Annotated in this window: 14 protein-coding genes; 8 read left to right on the forward strand and 6 right to left on the reverse strand. The window is 60.2% G+C overall.

Translation table 11 applies throughout. From position 1 onward, the window contains the following. Positions 1 to 53 precede the first annotated feature (53 nt). The 4 genes from AC07OT_RS26660 to AC07OT_RS26675 form a co-directional block, all read right to left on the reverse strand. Positions 54 to 995, reverse strand: coding sequence for a hydroxymethylglutaryl-CoA lyase (locus AC07OT_RS26660; RefSeq protein ID WP_495109478.1), 942 nt, complete (start codon positions 993 to 995; stop codon positions 54 to 56). Then, positions 992 to 2,185 carry a CaiB/BaiF CoA transferase family protein gene (locus tag AC07OT_RS26665; protein ID WP_141156979.1) on the reverse strand — a complete coding sequence of 398 codons (1,194 nt, stop codon included), beginning with the start codon at positions 2,183 to 2,185 and terminating at the stop codon, positions 992 to 994. Before AC07OT_RS26665 ends, AC07OT_RS26660 begins: the two co-directional genes overlap by 4 nt. A 68-nt stretch (positions 2,186 to 2,253) precedes the next feature. Continuing rightward, on the reverse strand, positions 2,254 to 3,183 hold the full coding sequence (locus AC07OT_RS26670) for a LysR family transcriptional regulator (protein ID WP_141156978.1): 930 nt from the start codon (positions 3,181 to 3,183) through the stop codon (positions 2,254 to 2,256). After that, positions 3,183 to 3,857 carry an NAD(P)H-binding protein gene (locus AC07OT_RS26675; protein ID WP_065938855.1) on the reverse strand — a complete coding sequence of 225 codons (675 nt, stop codon included), beginning with the start codon at positions 3,855 to 3,857 and terminating at the stop codon, positions 3,183 to 3,185. Before AC07OT_RS26675 ends, AC07OT_RS26670 begins: the two co-directional genes overlap by 1 nt. A 355-nt stretch (positions 3,858 to 4,212) precedes the next feature. Between AC07OT_RS26675 and AC07OT_RS26680 the strand changes: the two genes are divergently transcribed. Both AC07OT_RS26680 and AC07OT_RS26685 read left to right on the forward strand, forming a co-directional pair. Next, a complete protein-coding gene (locus AC07OT_RS26680) occupies positions 4,213 to 5,439 on the forward strand; it encodes an aminotransferase class I/II-fold pyridoxal phosphate-dependent enzyme (RefSeq protein WP_495109479.1) in 1,227 nt (408 codons plus the stop codon). A 140-nt stretch (positions 5,440 to 5,579) separates the two neighbouring features. Beyond that, the gene (locus AC07OT_RS26685; protein WP_495109480.1) at positions 5,580 to 6,767 is read left to right on the forward strand and encodes an MFS transporter; all 1,188 of its coding nucleotides are present in this window, start codon (positions 5,580 to 5,582) and stop codon (positions 6,765 to 6,767) included. Here AC07OT_RS26685 and yiaY read toward each other — a convergent pair. Next, positions 6,734 to 7,882, reverse strand: a complete 1,149-nt coding sequence (gene yiaY / locus AC07OT_RS26690; protein ID WP_495109481.1) for an L-threonine dehydrogenase — start codon at positions 7,880 to 7,882, stop codon at positions 6,734 to 6,736. The genes AC07OT_RS26685 and yiaY overlap by 34 nt on opposite strands. Positions 7,883 to 8,007: 125 nt before the next feature. On the opposite strand from yiaY, the gene AC07OT_RS26695 reads away from it, so the two are divergent. Then, on the forward strand, positions 8,008 to 9,024 hold the full coding sequence (locus AC07OT_RS26695; protein WP_495109482.1) for a DUF4917 family protein: 1,017 nt from the start codon (positions 8,008 to 8,010) through the stop codon (positions 9,022 to 9,024). Between the two features lie 61 nt (positions 9,025 to 9,085). Here AC07OT_RS26695 and AC07OT_RS26700 read toward each other — a convergent pair whose 3' ends face one another. Then, complete coding sequence (locus AC07OT_RS26700) at positions 9,086 to 9,613, reverse strand: helix-turn-helix domain-containing protein (protein WP_027604369.1); 528 nt, start codon at positions 9,611 to 9,613, stop codon at positions 9,086 to 9,088. Between the two features lie 158 nt (positions 9,614 to 9,771). On the opposite strand from AC07OT_RS26700, the gene AC07OT_RS26705 reads away from it, so the two are divergent. From AC07OT_RS26705 to AC07OT_RS26725, 5 genes are all read left to right on the forward strand, one after another. After that, positions 9,772 to 10,554, forward strand: coding sequence for an aldolase (locus AC07OT_RS26705; protein WP_495101016.1), 783 nt, complete (start codon positions 9,772 to 9,774; stop codon positions 10,552 to 10,554). Positions 10,555 to 10,582: 28 nt separating this feature from the next. Continuing rightward, the gene (locus AC07OT_RS26710) at positions 10,583 to 11,455 is read left to right on the forward strand and encodes a dihydrodipicolinate synthase family protein (protein ID WP_115485827.1); all 873 of its coding nucleotides are present in this window, start codon (positions 10,583 to 10,585) and stop codon (positions 11,453 to 11,455) included. A gap of 137 nt (positions 11,456 to 11,592) precedes the next feature. After that, positions 11,593 to 12,132 carry an RNA polymerase sigma factor gene (locus AC07OT_RS26715; protein WP_065938851.1) on the forward strand — a complete coding sequence of 180 codons (540 nt, stop codon included), beginning with the start codon at positions 11,593 to 11,595 and terminating at the stop codon, positions 12,130 to 12,132. Then, positions 12,129 to 13,097, forward strand: coding sequence for a FecR family protein (locus AC07OT_RS26720; RefSeq protein WP_495109483.1), 969 nt, complete (start codon positions 12,129 to 12,131; stop codon positions 13,095 to 13,097). Before AC07OT_RS26715 ends, AC07OT_RS26720 begins: the two co-directional genes overlap by 4 nt. A 127-nt stretch (positions 13,098 to 13,224) precedes the next feature. After that, the gene (locus AC07OT_RS26725) at positions 13,225 to 15,783 is read left to right on the forward strand and encodes a TonB-dependent receptor (protein WP_253493563.1); all 2,559 of its coding nucleotides are present in this window, start codon (positions 13,225 to 13,227) and stop codon (positions 15,781 to 15,783) included. Positions 15,784 to 15,822 lie beyond the last annotated feature (39 nt).

Below are 15,822 nucleotides of genomic sequence, written 5' to 3' on the forward strand. Positions count from 1 at the left end.
TCTCCAGCGGACTGCTCACAGGCGTCCGATTGTTTTTGTTGTCTGGTATGGCGTTACAAGGCGGCGATGTAGTCCGGCGGCGGATGCAGGTCGCAATTGCGCCCGGCCTTGGCCACCTGGCCGGGTAATTCATGGCCCAGCAAGGCCGGCAAGCGGCGGGACAGGTTCAGCAGGTGCGGCAGGTCGACTCCGGTGGGAATGCCGACCTCTTCACACAGGTTGACCAGGTCTTCGGTGCAGATATTGCCCGACGCCCCCGGCGCAAACGGGCACCCACCCAGGCCCCCCAGCGCCGCGTCAAAACGCCGGGCCCCGGCTTCGTAGGCGGCCAGCACATTGCACAGGCCCAGGCCGCGGGTGTTATGGAAATGCAGGGTCAGGTCGCTGGCGGGCACGCGTTGCAACACGCGCTTGACCAGGCGTTCCACCTGGCGCGGGTTGGCCATGCCGGTGGTGTCGGCGAGGCTGATGCCCTGGATGCCGAGTTGCAGATAGGCGTCGACCAGTTGCAGCACGCGGTCTTCATCGATCCTGCCTTCGAACGGGCAGCCAAAGGTGGTGGCGATGCTGCCGTTGAGGCGTACCGGGTGCCCGGCGGCAAAGCTGACGATCTCGCCGAATGCCGCCAACGACGCCTCGCACCGCATACGCATATTCGCCAGGTTGTGGGTCTGGCTGGCCGACATCACCAGATTCAGTTCGTCGGCGCGCGACTCGACGGCGCGCTGGGCGCCCTTGAGGTTAGGGATCAGCGCAACGTAGATCACCCCGGCTTTGCGCGCGATGCCCTGGAACACGTGTTCGCCATCACGCAATGCAGGGATGGCCTTGGGCGACACGAAGGAACCGGCTTCGATCCGCGAAAAACCGGCCAGGGAAAGCTGGTCGATCAGGGCGATCTTGTCAGCGGTCTCGACCCAGGTCGGTTCGATTTGCAGGCCATCGCGCGGGGACACTTCCTGCACGATCAGCGGGTCGGAATAGTCAGTGATCATTGCACCACTCCCGAGGTTTTCAGGCGTTGAATGTCGGCAACCGTAAGTCCCAGGCTGCCGAGGATGTCATCAGTGTGCTGGCCCAGGCTCGGGCCCTGCCAGTTCACGGCGCCGGGGGTTTCCGAGAGCTTGGGCACGATGCCGGGCATCTTCACCGACACACCGCCCGGCAGCTCGGCATTGAGCAACATGTCACGCGCCTGGTAGTGCGGGTCGCTGACGATATCGGCCACGGAGTAGATGCGCCCGGCCGGCACTTCGGCGGCTTCCAGGGCGCTGAGCACCTGCTCGATAGGCAGGCTGCTGGTCCAGTGGGTGATGGCGGCATCGAGCAAAGCGCTTTTCGCCGCACGGCCATCGTTGTGGGCGAATTCGACGGCTTCGGCCAGGTCGGCACGGCCGATGGTGGTCATCAGGCGCTTGTAGATCGGGTCGCTGTTACCGGCGATCACCACATAGGCACCGTCGGCGGTCAGGTAGGTATTCGAAGGTGCGATACCGGGCAAGGCACCGCCGCTGCGCTCACGCACGTGGCCGAGCATGTCGTATTCGGGCACCAGGCTTTCCATCAGGTTGAACACGCTTTCCGCCAGGGACACATCGACAACCTGCCCGTCGCCTTGGCCGGTCTTGACCCGCAGCAACGCCATCAGCGCACCGATCACACCATGCAACGACGCCAGTGAGTCGCCGAGGCTGACGCCGACCCGCGCCGGGGGCGAATCGGGGTTGCCGGTGGTGTAGCGAATCCCGCCCATGGCTTCGCCGATAGCACCGAAACCAGGGCGGTCACGGTAAGGGCCGGTCTGGCCGTAGCCGGAGATACGCACCAGGGTCAGCTTGGGGTTGAGCGCGTGCAGTACGTCCCAGCCCAGGCCGAGTTTTTCCAGGCCACCGGGGCGCAGGTTTTCGATCAGCACATCGGCGTCGCCGAGCAGCTGCTTGATCAGGTCCAGGCCTTCAGCGGACTTGAGGTCCAGGGCCAGGGATTTCTTGTTACGCGATTGCAGGTACCACCACAGCGAGGTGCCTTCATGCAGCTTTCGCCATTTACGAAGTGGATCGCCCTGCCCCAGGGCTTCGATCTTGATCACCTCGGCACCGAACTCGGCCATCAGCCGGGCGGCGAACGGCGCGGCAATCAGCGTGCCGATCTCAATCACCTTGATACCGCTCAAGGGAGCCGTCATGGGGTGTACCTCTTATTCTTGGAATGTGCAGCCAAGGCTAGAGGACAGGGACAGGAAAAATCCAACCGTCAGTTGGCAAGGAGCGTTCGCTGAATGCGAACGCTCAGGTAATCGAACAGCAGCCGGCTCACTGGCGACAACTGCGCCTCATCGCGCACCACCAGGATCAAACTGCGGTCCGACCAGGCATCGGTCAGTGGCACGGCATGCAGGCCCAGGGCACGGCCAAACAATTCATAGGCCTTCAGCGGCAGGATGCCGATGCCCATGTTCGCCTGGACCATCCGGCACATCGCATCAAAGCCCGGTACATGAATACGCAGGCGCAGTGTCTTGCCGGCCTCGCGCGCGGCGGTGTGGGTGCGCATGTTGATCGAGCTGGCGGCGTGCAGGCCCACGTAGTCACTGTCCAGGGTTTCGGCGAAGGCCAGGCTTTCGCGCGGCGCCAACGGGTGATCCGCCGGCATCAACACCACCAGTTTGTCGTGGCGATAGGTCACGCTGGGCAGGCCCTTGGTGTCGGTATCACTGGAGCAGATCCCCAAGTCCGCCACCCCATCCAGCACACCTTGTACCACGCCATTGCTGGGGCGCTCTTCGAGGTCGGTTTTCACTTCGGGATGCAGCCTGGAAAAATCCCGCAAGTCTTCCGGAAGAAACTGAATAATCGCCGAGAGATTGGCCAGCATCCGCACATAACCGCGAACACCGTGGCTGTGTTCGCCAAGCTCCAGGCCCATTTTTTCCACGTTGAACAGCATCTGCCGGGCATGGTGCAGCAGGGTTTCGCCGGCGGCGGTGAGGTCCATGCCCTTGGCCCGTCGCACGAACAGGCTCACCCCCAGCACCTGCTCCAGCTCCATCAAACGCTTGCTGGCTGCCGACACGGCGATGGCTTCGCGGGCGGCGGCGCGGGTCAGGGTGCCTTCCTCGAACACCGCGACGAACAGCTGCAGGGTGATCAAGTCAAGGCGACGCACCAGGCTCTTGTGCAACATCAGGCGCGCTCGGACGCCAGGCGATTGATCTCGGCCTGTTCCACCACCGGTTGCGGCGCGCCATGGCGCACCGCCGCGAGCATCGCCCGGCCGACAGTCTCCGTACTCACCACCCAGCCCGGCTTGACCCGACGCACCAACGACAGCACTGGCCCGAGCACGGAATAGAAGGCTTGATACAACGGCGTCTTCGAGCGCACACCGTGCAGCGGCTGAATGATCCCCGGCCGGAACAGGTACACCGCCTTGAACGGCAGGCGCAGCAGGGCATTCTCGGTCTTGCCCTTGACCCGCGCCCACATCGACTTGCCCGCTTCGGAGCTGTCCGTACCGGCGCCGGACACGTAGATAAACGTCATTTGCGGATTAAGCCGCGCCAGGGTGCTGGCGGCGACGAGGGTCAGGTCATAAGTGAGGTGGGTGTACTTGGTTTCGTTCAGGCCGGCAGACGACACGCCGAGGCAGAAGAAACACGCATCAAACCCTTGCAGCAGATTTTCCAGGGGTTGGAAATCCAGCATGTCGCTGTGCAACACCTGATGCAACTTGCCGTGTTCCCGGGTCAGGGGCGTGCGGCCGACGGCGACGACTTCCTGTACGTCAGCGGCCAGCAGGCACTCGCGCAGGACGCCCTGGCCGACCATGCCGGTGGCACCGAATAACAGAACTCTCATCAAGTACTCCCTTCATCCATCTGGTTTCGACTACCCAAGAGACAGGTCCTTGAAGGCCATCGTCACATCCGGCCGGTATGCGGACACCTTACTCAATCCTGCGGGATACGACCTCAACAAAACGCGAACGCCCCCACTGCATTCATTTACCCAATCACAATCAAATGCTCCCTGGATCCGCTACGTTGAGTCATGCACATAAGAATCGGTCGGATGTCCATTGGGACTTACAAAATGTAGGACCTTACTCACAACAAAATATCCATTCGGAGTAGCTTGCATGGGAAATATCTGACTTACCTTATCAAAATTTTCCCTTTACTGTTTTTGCCTTCCCTAAGGACAGGTAAAAACAATGGAAAATATTCATTCAAAAAATCAGTTCACAAATTACAAAAAGCTGATCGACCTTGCCGACAGAGACTGGCACTCAGCACAGTCAGGCAGAATTTGCGAACTTAATGTAAAAGTCAAAAGCAACAACCAACTTATTGATCAGTACGGACGAAAACTTCATCACTTTTGCACAACATCATATCTTGGCCTCGACTACAACCCAAAGATACTCAAAGGGGCTATCCAGGGAATAAAAGAAGCCAAAACACTTCGCATTGCAAACTCAAAAAATCGATGCAAACTTGAAATACTTGAACGATATGAAACAGAGCTATCAGGCCTTTTCAACTCAATCTGCCTCAGCACTTTGTCCTGTAGTGCGGCCAGCTCCGGACTCTTGCCCATGCTCGCCAGCGGCGTATTTACCAATGACTCCCCACCCACAATGGTATTCGACAAATATTCCCACTATTCAATGAATCATATTAAAGCCTCGTGCGCAGATGAAACAGAAGTAAAAACCGCGCCTCACAATGACATGTGCTGGATTGAAGACTTGTGCAAAAAACGTAAAAATGTAGCTTACATAGCAGACGGCATATACAGCATGGGTGGAGTCGCAGATATCGATAGCCTGCTCTACTTGAAGGCGCGTTACGGACTGTTCCTTTATTTGGATGACTCCCACGCCTTGTCCGCATTTGGAGATAAAGGGGCCGGTTTTATCCGGCCGCGCTTGCAAGAGATAGACAATAAAACCTTAATCGTGGCCTCTCTAGGCAAATCATTTGGTGCCAGTGGAGGAATGATCATGTTCGGTAGCGAAAGACAGAAAAGTCTAATGTATCGATACGGCGGGCCCAGTAACTGGTCCCAAAGTCTCAATTCTGCCGCTATAGGAGCCGGGCTGGCGTCAATAAAAATACATCAAACAACCGAGCTATCCGTGCTTCAAGAACAGCTTCAAACCAATATCCGGTTATTCGACAGCCTTATCCACACTGAACAACAGGGTGCCGACACCGCAATACGATTGGTAACCTGCGGCGAGGCTGAAAAAGCGAACAAACTCGCTATGCGACTGGCTGACAGCGGATTTTTCACCTCTGCCGTATTTTTTCCTGTCGTGCCCAAGGAAAAAGCAGCATTACGTATAACTCTTCGGGCAGACATGAGCCATAAAACAGTAGAGTTGTTTTGCTCCACACTGACAGCCTTAATACAGGAACACAAAGACGCAAAATAAATTGCGCACCTACTATAAGCAACCGCCACATACTCACTCTTATTTCTCAATGAGCATAAACATCAATCATTGTTCGGATCCATACGGAGGAATCGACTTACGATGACGTACGCAGAACTTAAGGCGCAGGACGCCTCCCCTTGAAAAACACCACCCGTCTCGCCCTCGCTTGCTGCGCCGCCTTCCTCGCCCAAGTCGGCATTAGCAGCTATTTGCCCGCTGTGCCGGTCATCGCCCAGTCCCTGCTCGCCGCCGAGGACCACGTCGCACTGGCCCTGGCCGTGTACCTGGTGGGTATGGCGCTGCCGATGTTGCTCTGGGGCAGCCTGGGGGAGCGTTTTGGCAGAAAGCCGGTCCTGCTGGCGGCGCTGGCGGTATATGCCTCGGCAAGCGCGGCGATTCCATCGGCATTTAACGTCGAGTCTTTTTTGTCATTACGGCTGATTCAGGGTTTGGGCGCGGGTGGAGTCGCGGTCATGGCCAGGGTGTTGGTGCGGGACAGTTTCAGCGGGGCGCTTTTGGCCAGAGGGTTGTCGTGGCTGGGGATGACGTTTGTAATCGCGCTAGGTATCGGCCAGTTCATGGGGTCGCTGTTGCAGGCGGCCTTCGGCTGGAAGGCCATTTTCTACGGGTTGGCAATAAGTGCCGTCACGTTGATTGCTGTGCTGCAAAGCGTGGTGTTTCCGTCAGTGATGAAGGCTGATTCGCCAGACTCAGCCTGGCGGATCTACACCACGATTGTGCGGCATCCCCCCTTTCTACACGCAGCATTGGCCGGTGGGCTGGGCTATGGGGTGATCATTGCCTTCAACACCTGTGCTCCGCTGATACTGCAAGGGCGCTTCGAGTGGAGCGCGGCGCAGTACGGCTGGCTGGGGTGGCCGATCAGCGGGGCCTATCTGGCGGGGGCGTTGATGGTCAACCGCTTCGTCGCGCGGATGGGGCGGTTGACGATGATGAGCTGGGGCGTGGCGCTGGCGTTAATGGGAACGGCGCTGATGCTGTTGGGTAGTGTGTTTGCCAGCGGGATCGCGCTGTTGTTGTGGCTGCCGTATTGCCTGGCAGTTTTTGGGCAATCGATGAGTTACCCCATCAGTTTGTCACTGGCTAATGATCAGTCGCCGGTCGGCGGTTCCTATGCCATCGCCTTGAGCGGCTTTATGCACCAGTTGATGGCGGCGTTGATCGGCGGCGTAGCAAGCCTGCTGGTGAGCCAGCAGGCTTGGCCATTGGCGCTCTTGTGCGTGGCGTTGGCTGGCGGCGCATTTATATGTGCCGCCAGTTGCCGGACAGATCAGAACGCGCTGCGAAAGATCTCCTCAATCTGACGCTGATCGGCGCGCCGTGGGTTGGTCAGCCCGCATGCGTCCTTCAATGCATTGGTGGCCAGCAGCGGAATGTCCTGCAACTTGGCCCCCAGTTCGCGCAGGCCAGCAGGAATGTCAACGTCCTGGGACAGGCTGCGAATGGCGGCGATGGCGGCTTGGGCGCCCTCTTCGTCAGTGGTGCCCTTGGCGTCGACACCCAGCGCGCGGCCGACATCGCTCAAGCGCTTGGCACTGACGCTGGCATTGAAGCTTTGCACATGGGGCAGCAGCACCGCGTTGCACACGCCGTGAGGCAGGTCGTAGAGACCGCCGAGTTGGTGGGCCATGGCATGCACGAAACCCAGGGAGGCATTGTTGAACGCCATGCCTGCGAGGAACTGGGCATAGGCCATGTTTTCCCGCGCGGCCTTGTCGCTGCCGTCGCGTACGGCCAGGCGCAGGTTGGCGCTGATCAGTTCGATGGCCTTGATCGCGCAGGCGTCGGTGATCGGGGTGGCCGCCGTGGACACGTAGGCTTCGATGGCGTGGGTCAGGGCGTCCATGCCGGTGGCGGCGGTGAGGCCCTTGGGCATGCCGACCATCAGGCTCGGGTCGTTGACCGACAGCAGCGGCGTGACGTTGCGGTCGACGATGGCCATTTTCACGTGGCGGGTTTCGTCGGTGATGATGCAGAAACGGGTCATCTCGCTGGCGGTGCCGGCGGTGGTGTTGATCGCCACCAGGGGCATCTGCGGCTTGCTGGATTGGTCGACGCCTTCGTAGTCGCTGATATGCCCGCCGTTGGTGGCGCACAGGGCGATGCCCTTGGCACAGTCATGGGGCGAACCGCCGCCCAGGGACACCACGAAATCGCAGGCGCTCTGCTGCAGCAACGCCAGGCCTTTCTCGACGTTTTCCACATTGGGGTTGGGCTTGGCGCCGTCGTAGATCACCGAGTCGATGTCCTGCATCGCCAACTTCTCGGCGATCATGCTGGCCACGCCCGCCTTGGCCAGGCCCGCGTCGGTGACGATCAGCGCTTTGCGAAAACCGTAGTTACGAATGGCATTCATGGCTTCGTCGAGGCAGTCGGTGCCCATGATGTTGACGGCGGGAATGAAGAAGGTGCTGCTCATGGCGAATCCTCGGATGACGTGTATGCCTACAGCATCAACCTCACCTGCCTGCGGCATCTTGACCAGGATCAACGCCGGCTCGTGATAAAGTCGCCATCCAGCCGATTTCGAGTAGACCCACAGCAATGAAGGATTTCCAGGATATTGACGCCCACCTTGAAGACTGGAGCGCCCTGCGCAGCAGCACCGCCTTCAGTGGGATTCTGATCGGCAATGGCGCGAGCCGCACGATTTGGGAAGACTTTGCCTACGACTCGCTGTTCGAAAACGCACGCACCGTCGAAGAAAAACCCCTGGGCCCATCCGAGCTCAGCGTGTTCGACGCCCTGCAGACCCGCAGCTTCGAGCAGACCCTGGGGGCCTTGAAAACCACCAGCCGAGTCAACAAGGCCCTGGCGGTTAGCTCGGCGGCACCGCGTAATCGCTACTACGCGATCAAGGAAGCGCTGATCAATACCATCCACGCCGTGCACATTCCGTGGCGCCTGGTGCAGCCGTCGACGCTGGCGACGATCAACCGCGAACTGGCGACCTACACCAGCGTGTTCACCACCAATTACGACCTGCTCAACTATTGGGCGATCCTGCACACGCCGGGCATCGACGACCTGTTCCGCAGCGCCGACTCGAGCTTCGACCTGCGCAACACCCACACCGATACCACACGCATCCTCTACCTGCACGGCGGCCTGCACCTGGTGCGCAACCTTGACGGCACCGCGCGCAAATTGCCGAGCACCGACAGCACCTTGCTCAGCAGCTTTGCGATCAACAATACGATCAAGACCCTGGACGATGTGCCGCTGTTTATCAACGAAGGCACGGTGCAAGAGAAGCTCAAGACCATCCGCAGCTCGGATTACCTGTCGTTCTGCTATGAACAGTTGCTGAGCCATGAGGGCGCGCTGTGCATCTTTGGCCATGACCTGGGAACGCAGGATCAACACGTGGTGGATGCAATTCGCCAGGCCCGCCCCGCGACCCTGGCGATCTCGGTATCGGGCCGCAGCGACGGGTTTATTCGCCAGCAGAAGCGGCGGTATTCGCAGTTGTTTGATGGCTGTGGCGCGCAGTTGAAGTTTTTTGCCGCGCGCACGCATCCGTTGGGTGATCCGGCCCTGTCGGTACCTGTCGAACGTTGAGCCACCGGTGGGAGGGGCTTGCTCCCGCCCATACCGATCGCATTTCAAACCGTCAGCGCGGTCATTCTTGCGAGCTGTGTACAACCACCAATAGCTGCGCCTGCACAGGGCCTACCGAACGCAGGCGATGCGGCTTCTGGGCATTGAAATGCAGCGCATCGCCGCGTTCCAGAATCACCCGCTCGTTCATGAAATCCACTTCTACCGCCCCTTCATGCACGAACAGGAACTCCTCTCCAAGGTGCTCCTTGAAGGTCTTGTCGGAGAATTGCGCCGGCGGGTAGATGATGAACGGCAACAAGCTGCGCTCACTGACCTGATGGGCCAGCACTGCGTAACCCGGCGCGGTGTCGGGCCGCTCATGGCTGCGCACCAGGCTGTAGCTGTCGAGGCTGACGCGGTCTTCGCTGAACAGCTCTTCGACCTTCACGTTCAACGCCTTGGCCAGTTTCAGCGCAGCGGCAATCGACGGCGTGTTGAGCCCGCGCTCGACCTTGGACAGGTAACTCTTGGTCATCCCGGATTTTTCAGCCAGGGCCTCCAAGGTCACGCCAAGTTTTTTCCTCAATAATTTCAAACGGATAGACATGTGCTGCGGTTAATCCATGCAGAAGCGATAAGCTGCGCTTGCCAATGACACTTTGTGTCATATAGCATCATTAGTGTCATTTGCCTCACCCAACGACCTTGCGAGCAGCGGGAGACCAGCAAATCCGACGTCCATTGAACCACCCAAAGGACACCGATATGGCCAAGACATTAGCACTCCCCAAAGACCAACTGGTCAAGCAAGCGCTGGTCCAGATGCAAAACACCCTGGCGGATAATACGTGGACCGTCCGGCAAAAGCTGGCGCTCACTTGCCGAATCCTGTTCGAACACGGCCACGACTCCGGCCTCGCCGGCCAGATCACCGCGCGCGGGCCTGAACAGGGTACCTACTACACCCAGCAACTGGGCCTGGGTTTTGATGAAATCACGGCCAGCAACCTGTTGCTGGTCAACGAGGATCTTGAGGTGCTGGAAGGTCACGGCATCCCCAACCCGGCCAACCGCTTTCACAGTTGGGTGTACCGCGGGCGACCGGATGTGAATTGCATTATTCATACGCACCCGACCCATATCGCTGCACTGTCGATGTTGGAAGTGCCGTTGCAGGTGTCCCACATGGACCTTTGCCCGCTGTACGAAGACTGCGCGTTCCTGGAGGCCTGGCCGGGTGTGCCGGTGGGCAATGAAGAGGGGGAAATCATCACCGAGGCCCTGGGCGACAAGCGCGCGATCCTGCTGTCGCACCACGGCCAGTTGTCGACCGGAGCGAGTGTCGAGGAAGCCTGCGTGATCGCACAGTTGATCGAACGCGCGGCCAAGTTGCAGTTGCTCGCCATGGCAGCCGGTGCGATCAAGCCGATCCTGCCGCAACTGGGGCGCGAAGCCCATGCCTGGATTTCCCGACCCAAGCGCCACGGCGCCGCGTTCAATTACTACGTGCGGCAGAACCTGCGCCAGCACGCCGATTGCCTGAACTGACCCGACCTTTTTCTACCGGAGACTTTCCATGTCCAGCCCAACGATTCACGGCATCATCGGCTACACCATCACCCCGTTCAGCGCTGACGGCCAGCGCATCGACCTCGACGCCCTCGGTCGTTCCATCGACCGTTTGATCGACAGCGGCGTGCACGCCATCGCGCCTCTGGGCAGCACCGGTGAAGGTGCGTATTTGAGCGATGCCGAGTGGGACGAAGTCAGCGCCTACAGCCTGGCAAAAATCGCCCGGCGCGTGCCCACGGTTGTCAGCGTTTCCGACCTGACCACCGCCAAGGCGGTGCGCCGCGCCCGCTACGCCGAAGCCAATGGCGCGGATGTGGTGATGGTGCTGCCGGCCTCGTATTGGAAGCTCAGCGAGGCGGAAATCCTCGCCCACTACGCTGCGATCGGCGACAGCATCGGCGTGCCGATCATGCTCTACAACAACCCGGCCACCAGCGGTACGGACATGTCGGTGGATCTGATCCTGCGTATCGTCAAGCAGGTGGCAAACGTGACGATGGTCAAGGAGAGCACCGGGGACGTTCAACGCATGCATCAACTGCGGCGCCACAGCGACGTGCCGTTCTACAACGGCTGCAACCCGCTGGCCCTGGAAGCCTTTGCGGCCGGAGCCAAGGGTTGGTGCACGGCGGCGCCAAACCTGATCCCGCACCTGAACCTGGCGTTGTATGCGGCGGTGCTGGCCAATGACCTGGACAAGGCGCGCGAGCTATTTTATCGGCAGTTGCCGTTGCTGGAGTTCATCCTCAAGGGCGGGTTGCCGGCGACGATCAAGGCCGGGCTGCGCCTGACCGGGTTGGAGGCGGGCGATCCTCGTTTGCCGGTGTTTCCGTTGGGAGAAGCAGGGATCGAACAACTGAAGACCTTGCTGCGGTAAAACTGCGACCTTATGTGGGAGGGGTTTGCCTCCTCCCCATATTTTAATCCGGGCTCGTCTAAAATAGAGACAAATGACAATAGTTCTCGATATCATTCACGACTTTTCCACGTCGTGCTTCGTCAAGAAGGATATCCATGTCTCGTCCCAAGCCCGACCCGGTGTCGGCCGATGCCTTTCGCGGGTTCTATGCAGATATTCTGTATTTCCTGCGCAGACGCACGGACAACGCCAGCGACGCGGCGGACATGACCCAGGACGTCTTTACCCAGTGGCTGGACTACCGCGACCGGGCCAAGGTCGAGCAGCCACGGGCATTTTTGTTCCAGATGGCACGCAACCTGCTGCGTGATCACTGGCGCAAACAGAAGGTACGGCAAACCGTCCACCCAGATCAGGCCGACAGGGACGCGGAACCGATCACCGACGAGCAAAACGACCCCATGGCCGCCGCCCAGCGCCTGCAACGCCTGGAACAGTTGAAAGAAGTCCTCGCCGAACTCTCGCCCCGCCGGCGAGAAGCCCTTATGCTGCACCGCTTCGAAGGCCTGAGCCAGGTGCAGATCGCCGAGCGCATGGGCATTTCGACAAGCATGGTGGAAAAGCACATCGCTTTTGCCCTGCTGCATTGCAAGCGACGCCTTCAAAACGACCCCGGCACGGAGCAGCCAGAATGAACCGCCTGAGCGACACCGACGGCCTGGATATCGAAGCCAGTGACGCCATCGATGCCCAAGCCGCCAGTTGGTTTGCGCGCAACCGTAACGACGCAGGCCGTGCCGATCGCAAGGCCTTTGCCGCCTGGCAGGCCACGCCGGCCCATGCCCGCGCCTATGCCGAATTCGAGCAGTTGTGGGCCGACCTGGCCCAGTTGCAGCAACTGAACAAACCCGTGGCGCTGCCCAAGCGCAAAGCATCGGTATTGCGCCCGGCCCTGGCCGTAGCAGCCGCCGTGCTATGCGCCGTATTGGCCCCCCACATCGGTGCGCCCCGCGAGTTGTATCACAGCCAGGTGGCGGCCCATGCCAAGGGCATGCGCACCCTGAAGCTGCCCGATGGCAGCACCCTGTCGGTGAATGCCAACACCCGCCTGCGTGTGGATTTCAGCGCCCACCAGCGCATCGTGCACCTGGACAAGGGCCAGGTGTATATCGAAGTGGCGGCCGACAAAGAGCGGCCGCTGTTCGTTCAAGCCGGCGAGGCCAGCGTGCGGGTGGTCGGCACCGGCTTCGATGTGCGCCGCAGCCAGCAGCAACTGGTGGTCAGCGTCGCCCACGGCCAGGTTGCTTTCGAGCCGTCCGCCACAAGCCCCGTCTCTCTGCTCGGCGCCCAGCAACGCGCCATCTACAGCTACGCCAAGAGCACCTTGCAACAGCAAACCCTCACGGCCGAAGAAGTCGCCGATTGGCGCAGCGGGCACTTGTCGTTCCGCAACCGTGAACTGGCCAGCCTGATCGATGAACTGAGCCTGTATCGCCCGCAGGCACCGTTGCAGGTCAGTAACGCGGTAGCGCACCTGAAAGTCTCGGGCAATCTGGACGTGAATGATCCGGATGCCCTGCTCAACGCCCTGCCCGCCCTGTTGCCGGTGAAAACCGTGGTCTCGTCCGATGGCACCGTGCGGATCGAACCGAGCAAGTAACCTGCGAAATTCTTATTTGAGAATATTTTGCATTCGCAGGTGTGGATTTTTTTGCCTGCCCCGTCTTCCTCCGGTCTGTATCTGATCAGCACACCTTTTTGGCCATTTGGCCGCTCCGGGGGATTCCATGTTTCGCGCGCCTTGCCACGCTTCGCACCTGTATCTTCGACCGACCCTTATTGCCACCTGCCTGGCGTTCAGCCTCAGCGCCCAGGCCGAGTCATTCACCGTGCAACTGCCCGCCCAGGCGCTGGCCACGTCCCTGAGCCAAGTAGCGCAGCAGGCGAAGATCCAGCTGTTGTTCGATGAGGAACTGCTCAAGAACGTGCAGGCACCGGCGCTCAACGGTGACTTCACACCGGAAGTTGCGATTCGCAGCCTGCTGAAAAACGGTGAGTTCACCCTGATCAAGGTCGGCAGCACATACGTGGTAAAGCCCGAAGAGGCCAAAACCACCCAGAGCGGCGCGATCCAACTGGACACCCTGAGCGTGATCGGCACCGGCAATCAGGTCGACTCCAGCACCGTCGGCCGCTCCACCCTGAGCCAGGCGGATATCGATCGCTACCAGGCCAATAACATCCCCAGCCTGTTGCAGACCCTGCCCGGCGTGAGCCAGGGTGGCTCACTGAAACCCGGCGGTCAGACCATCAACATCCGTGGCTTCGGCGATGCCGAAGACGTGCCGCTGACCGTCGATGGCGCGACCAAAAGCGGTTTCGAGCGCTACCAGCAAGGCACCGTGTTTATCGAGCCGGAGTTGATCAAGAGCATCGAAGTGGAGAAAGGCCCCAACTCGCCGTTCAGCGGGAACGGCGGCTTTGGCGGTACGGTGAACATGACCACCAAGGATGCCCCGGATTTGCTCAAGGACGGTCGCAACAGCGGTGCAATGCTCAAGTACGGTTATTCCAGCAACGACCACGAACAGGTCTACAGCAGCGCCGTGTATGGCCGCACCGACGATGGTCGTTTCGATGCGCTGGCCTACCTGACAAAACGCGACGGTGACGACATGAAGGTGGCCGCCAAGCTGCCCAACGAAAACAACCAGTACCCGATCAACCCCCAACGCCTGCCCAATACGGCCCAGGATGTGGACGGCAAGCTGTTCAAGGTCAATGCGCACTTCACCGATGAACACAGCGTCGGCCTGTCCTACTCACGGTCCCACAGCAACCGCTGGACACCGTTCTCCGCCGCCAGCTACCCCACGCCACCGACTCAGGCCAACATTGATCGCTACGGCTACGAAGGAGCACTCAAGCGTTTTTTAGCCCACCGCGACACCGTCGACACCACGTGGTCGGGCAAGTATGAGTACCAGCCCCTGGACAACCCGCTGGTGGACCTGACCGTCAAATACTCCCAGTCCAACACCGACCAGACCGACGAGCGCGATGCCACGGCGTTTTTCCAGCTGGCCACCGGCGGGCGCAAGATGGACACGGCCTACACCGACAAGAACCTCGACATCCGTAACGTCAGCCTGTTTGACACGGGTCCCTTGCAACACGCAGTGACCCTCGGCGGCCAAATTCGCAAGCACACCCGCGAAACCGAGATGTGGATGCCCGGCGCCACCTACAACACCCCACGCTACAACTACGGGCATTTCCAACCGGGCTTCATGCCGCATGGCAAGGTCGATACCAACAGCTTCTTCATCCAGGACGCGGTGACCCTGGGGGACGTGACCGTTACCCCATCGCTGCGCTACGACCACGTGCGCAACCGCGGCGAGGCCAACGATGCACCGTACTACAGCAACCCCGACCCGGCCGTCGGCCACGACTACAGCGACCGGACCTACACCGGCTGGTCGCCGCGCCTGGCGCTGTTCTGGACGGTAACTCCCCATGTCGGGCTGTTTGCCAATTGGAGCCAGACCTGGCGCGCGCCGGTGATCGACGAGCAGTACGAAGTGCAGGGCCTGGGCAGCCGCACCGCCACCAGCGTCGACCTCGACCCGGAGCGCATCACCTCGATCACCGTGGGTAACATCACCAGCTTCGATAACCTGATCGCCCAGGATGACAACCTGCAAATACGCACGACCCTGTTCCACAACAAAGTCGAGGACGAGATCTTCAAGGCTACCGGTGTAGGCTGCCAGAACCAGGCCATCAACGGCGGCAGTATTTCCACGGCCTGCCCGCCGGGGGCGATGTCCAACTATCGCAATATCGGCGGCCTGACCATCAAGGGCTTCGAGGTCGAGTCGTTCTATAACTCCACCTACCTGTTCGGCTCGGTATCGTACGCCTATGCCACCGGCCAACACGAAGGGGCCTACACCAACCCATGGGGGCCGGATGTGTCGGCACGCGATATTCCGCCGACCAAATGGGTACTGGTGTTAGGGACCAACATCCCGGCCTGGGATGCCCAGGTCGGTTGGACGGGGCAATTCGTCGGCGCCACCGACCGCCTGCCCAGCGACAAATATTCGGGCGGCCCGGGCTCCAGCGTCGGCGACTTGTTCTACGACCAGTATGGCAACAAGCGCTACAACACCCAGGGCCTGTTCGCCAAATGGAAGCCGCAGCAGGCGTACCTCAAGGGCACTGAGGTCAACTTCACCCTGGACAATATGTTCAACAACAACTTCCGTCCGGCCCTGAGCGGCGACCGTGCCTACACCAAGGGGCGCGACGCCAAGATCAGCATCACGCGCTTCTTCTGAAAACTGTACGGATAAATCCGCACCCAGCTGTAGGCCCGG

Source organism: Pseudomonas sp. GW821-FHT09C10, from assembly GCF_059418085.1.

What these genes read in the sequence shown, in the direction of transcription:
- AC07OT_RS26660 (WP_495109478.1), bottom strand. Translation starts at nt 995, where the DNA reads ATGATCACTGACTATTCCGACCCGCTGATCGTGCAGGAAGTGTCCCCG.
- AC07OT_RS26665 (WP_141156979.1), bottom strand. Translation starts at nt 2,185, where the DNA reads ATGACGGCTCCCTTGAGCGGTATCAAGGTGATTGAGATCGGCACGCTG.
- AC07OT_RS26670 (WP_141156978.1), bottom strand. Translation starts at nt 3,183, where the DNA reads ATGTTGCACAAGAGCCTGGTGCGTCGCCTTGACTTGATCACCCTGCAG.
- AC07OT_RS26675 (WP_065938855.1), bottom strand. Translation starts at nt 3,857, where the DNA reads ATGAGAGTTCTGTTATTCGGTGCCACCGGCATGGTCGGCCAGGGCGTC.
- AC07OT_RS26680 (WP_495109479.1), top strand. Translation starts at nt 4,213, where the DNA reads ATGGAAAATATTCATTCAAAAAATCAGTTCACAAATTACAAAAAGCTG.
- yiaY (WP_495109481.1), bottom strand. Translation starts at nt 7,882, where the DNA reads ATGAGCAGCACCTTCTTCATTCCCGCCGTCAACATCATGGGCACCGAC.
- AC07OT_RS26695 (WP_495109482.1), top strand. Translation starts at nt 8,008, where the DNA reads ATGAAGGATTTCCAGGATATTGACGCCCACCTTGAAGACTGGAGCGCC.
- AC07OT_RS26700 (WP_027604369.1), bottom strand. Translation starts at nt 9,613, where the DNA reads ATGTCTATCCGTTTGAAATTATTGAGGAAAAAACTTGGCGTGACCTTG.
- AC07OT_RS26705 (WP_495101016.1), top strand. Translation starts at nt 9,772, where the DNA reads ATGGCCAAGACATTAGCACTCCCCAAAGACCAACTGGTCAAGCAAGCG.
- AC07OT_RS26710 (WP_115485827.1), top strand. Translation starts at nt 10,583, where the DNA reads ATGTCCAGCCCAACGATTCACGGCATCATCGGCTACACCATCACCCCG.
- AC07OT_RS26715 (WP_065938851.1), top strand. Translation starts at nt 11,593, where the DNA reads ATGTCTCGTCCCAAGCCCGACCCGGTGTCGGCCGATGCCTTTCGCGGG.
- AC07OT_RS26720 (WP_495109483.1), top strand. Translation starts at nt 12,129, where the DNA reads ATGAACCGCCTGAGCGACACCGACGGCCTGGATATCGAAGCCAGTGAC.
- AC07OT_RS26725 (WP_253493563.1), top strand. Translation starts at nt 13,225, where the DNA reads ATGTTTCGCGCGCCTTGCCACGCTTCGCACCTGTATCTTCGACCGACC.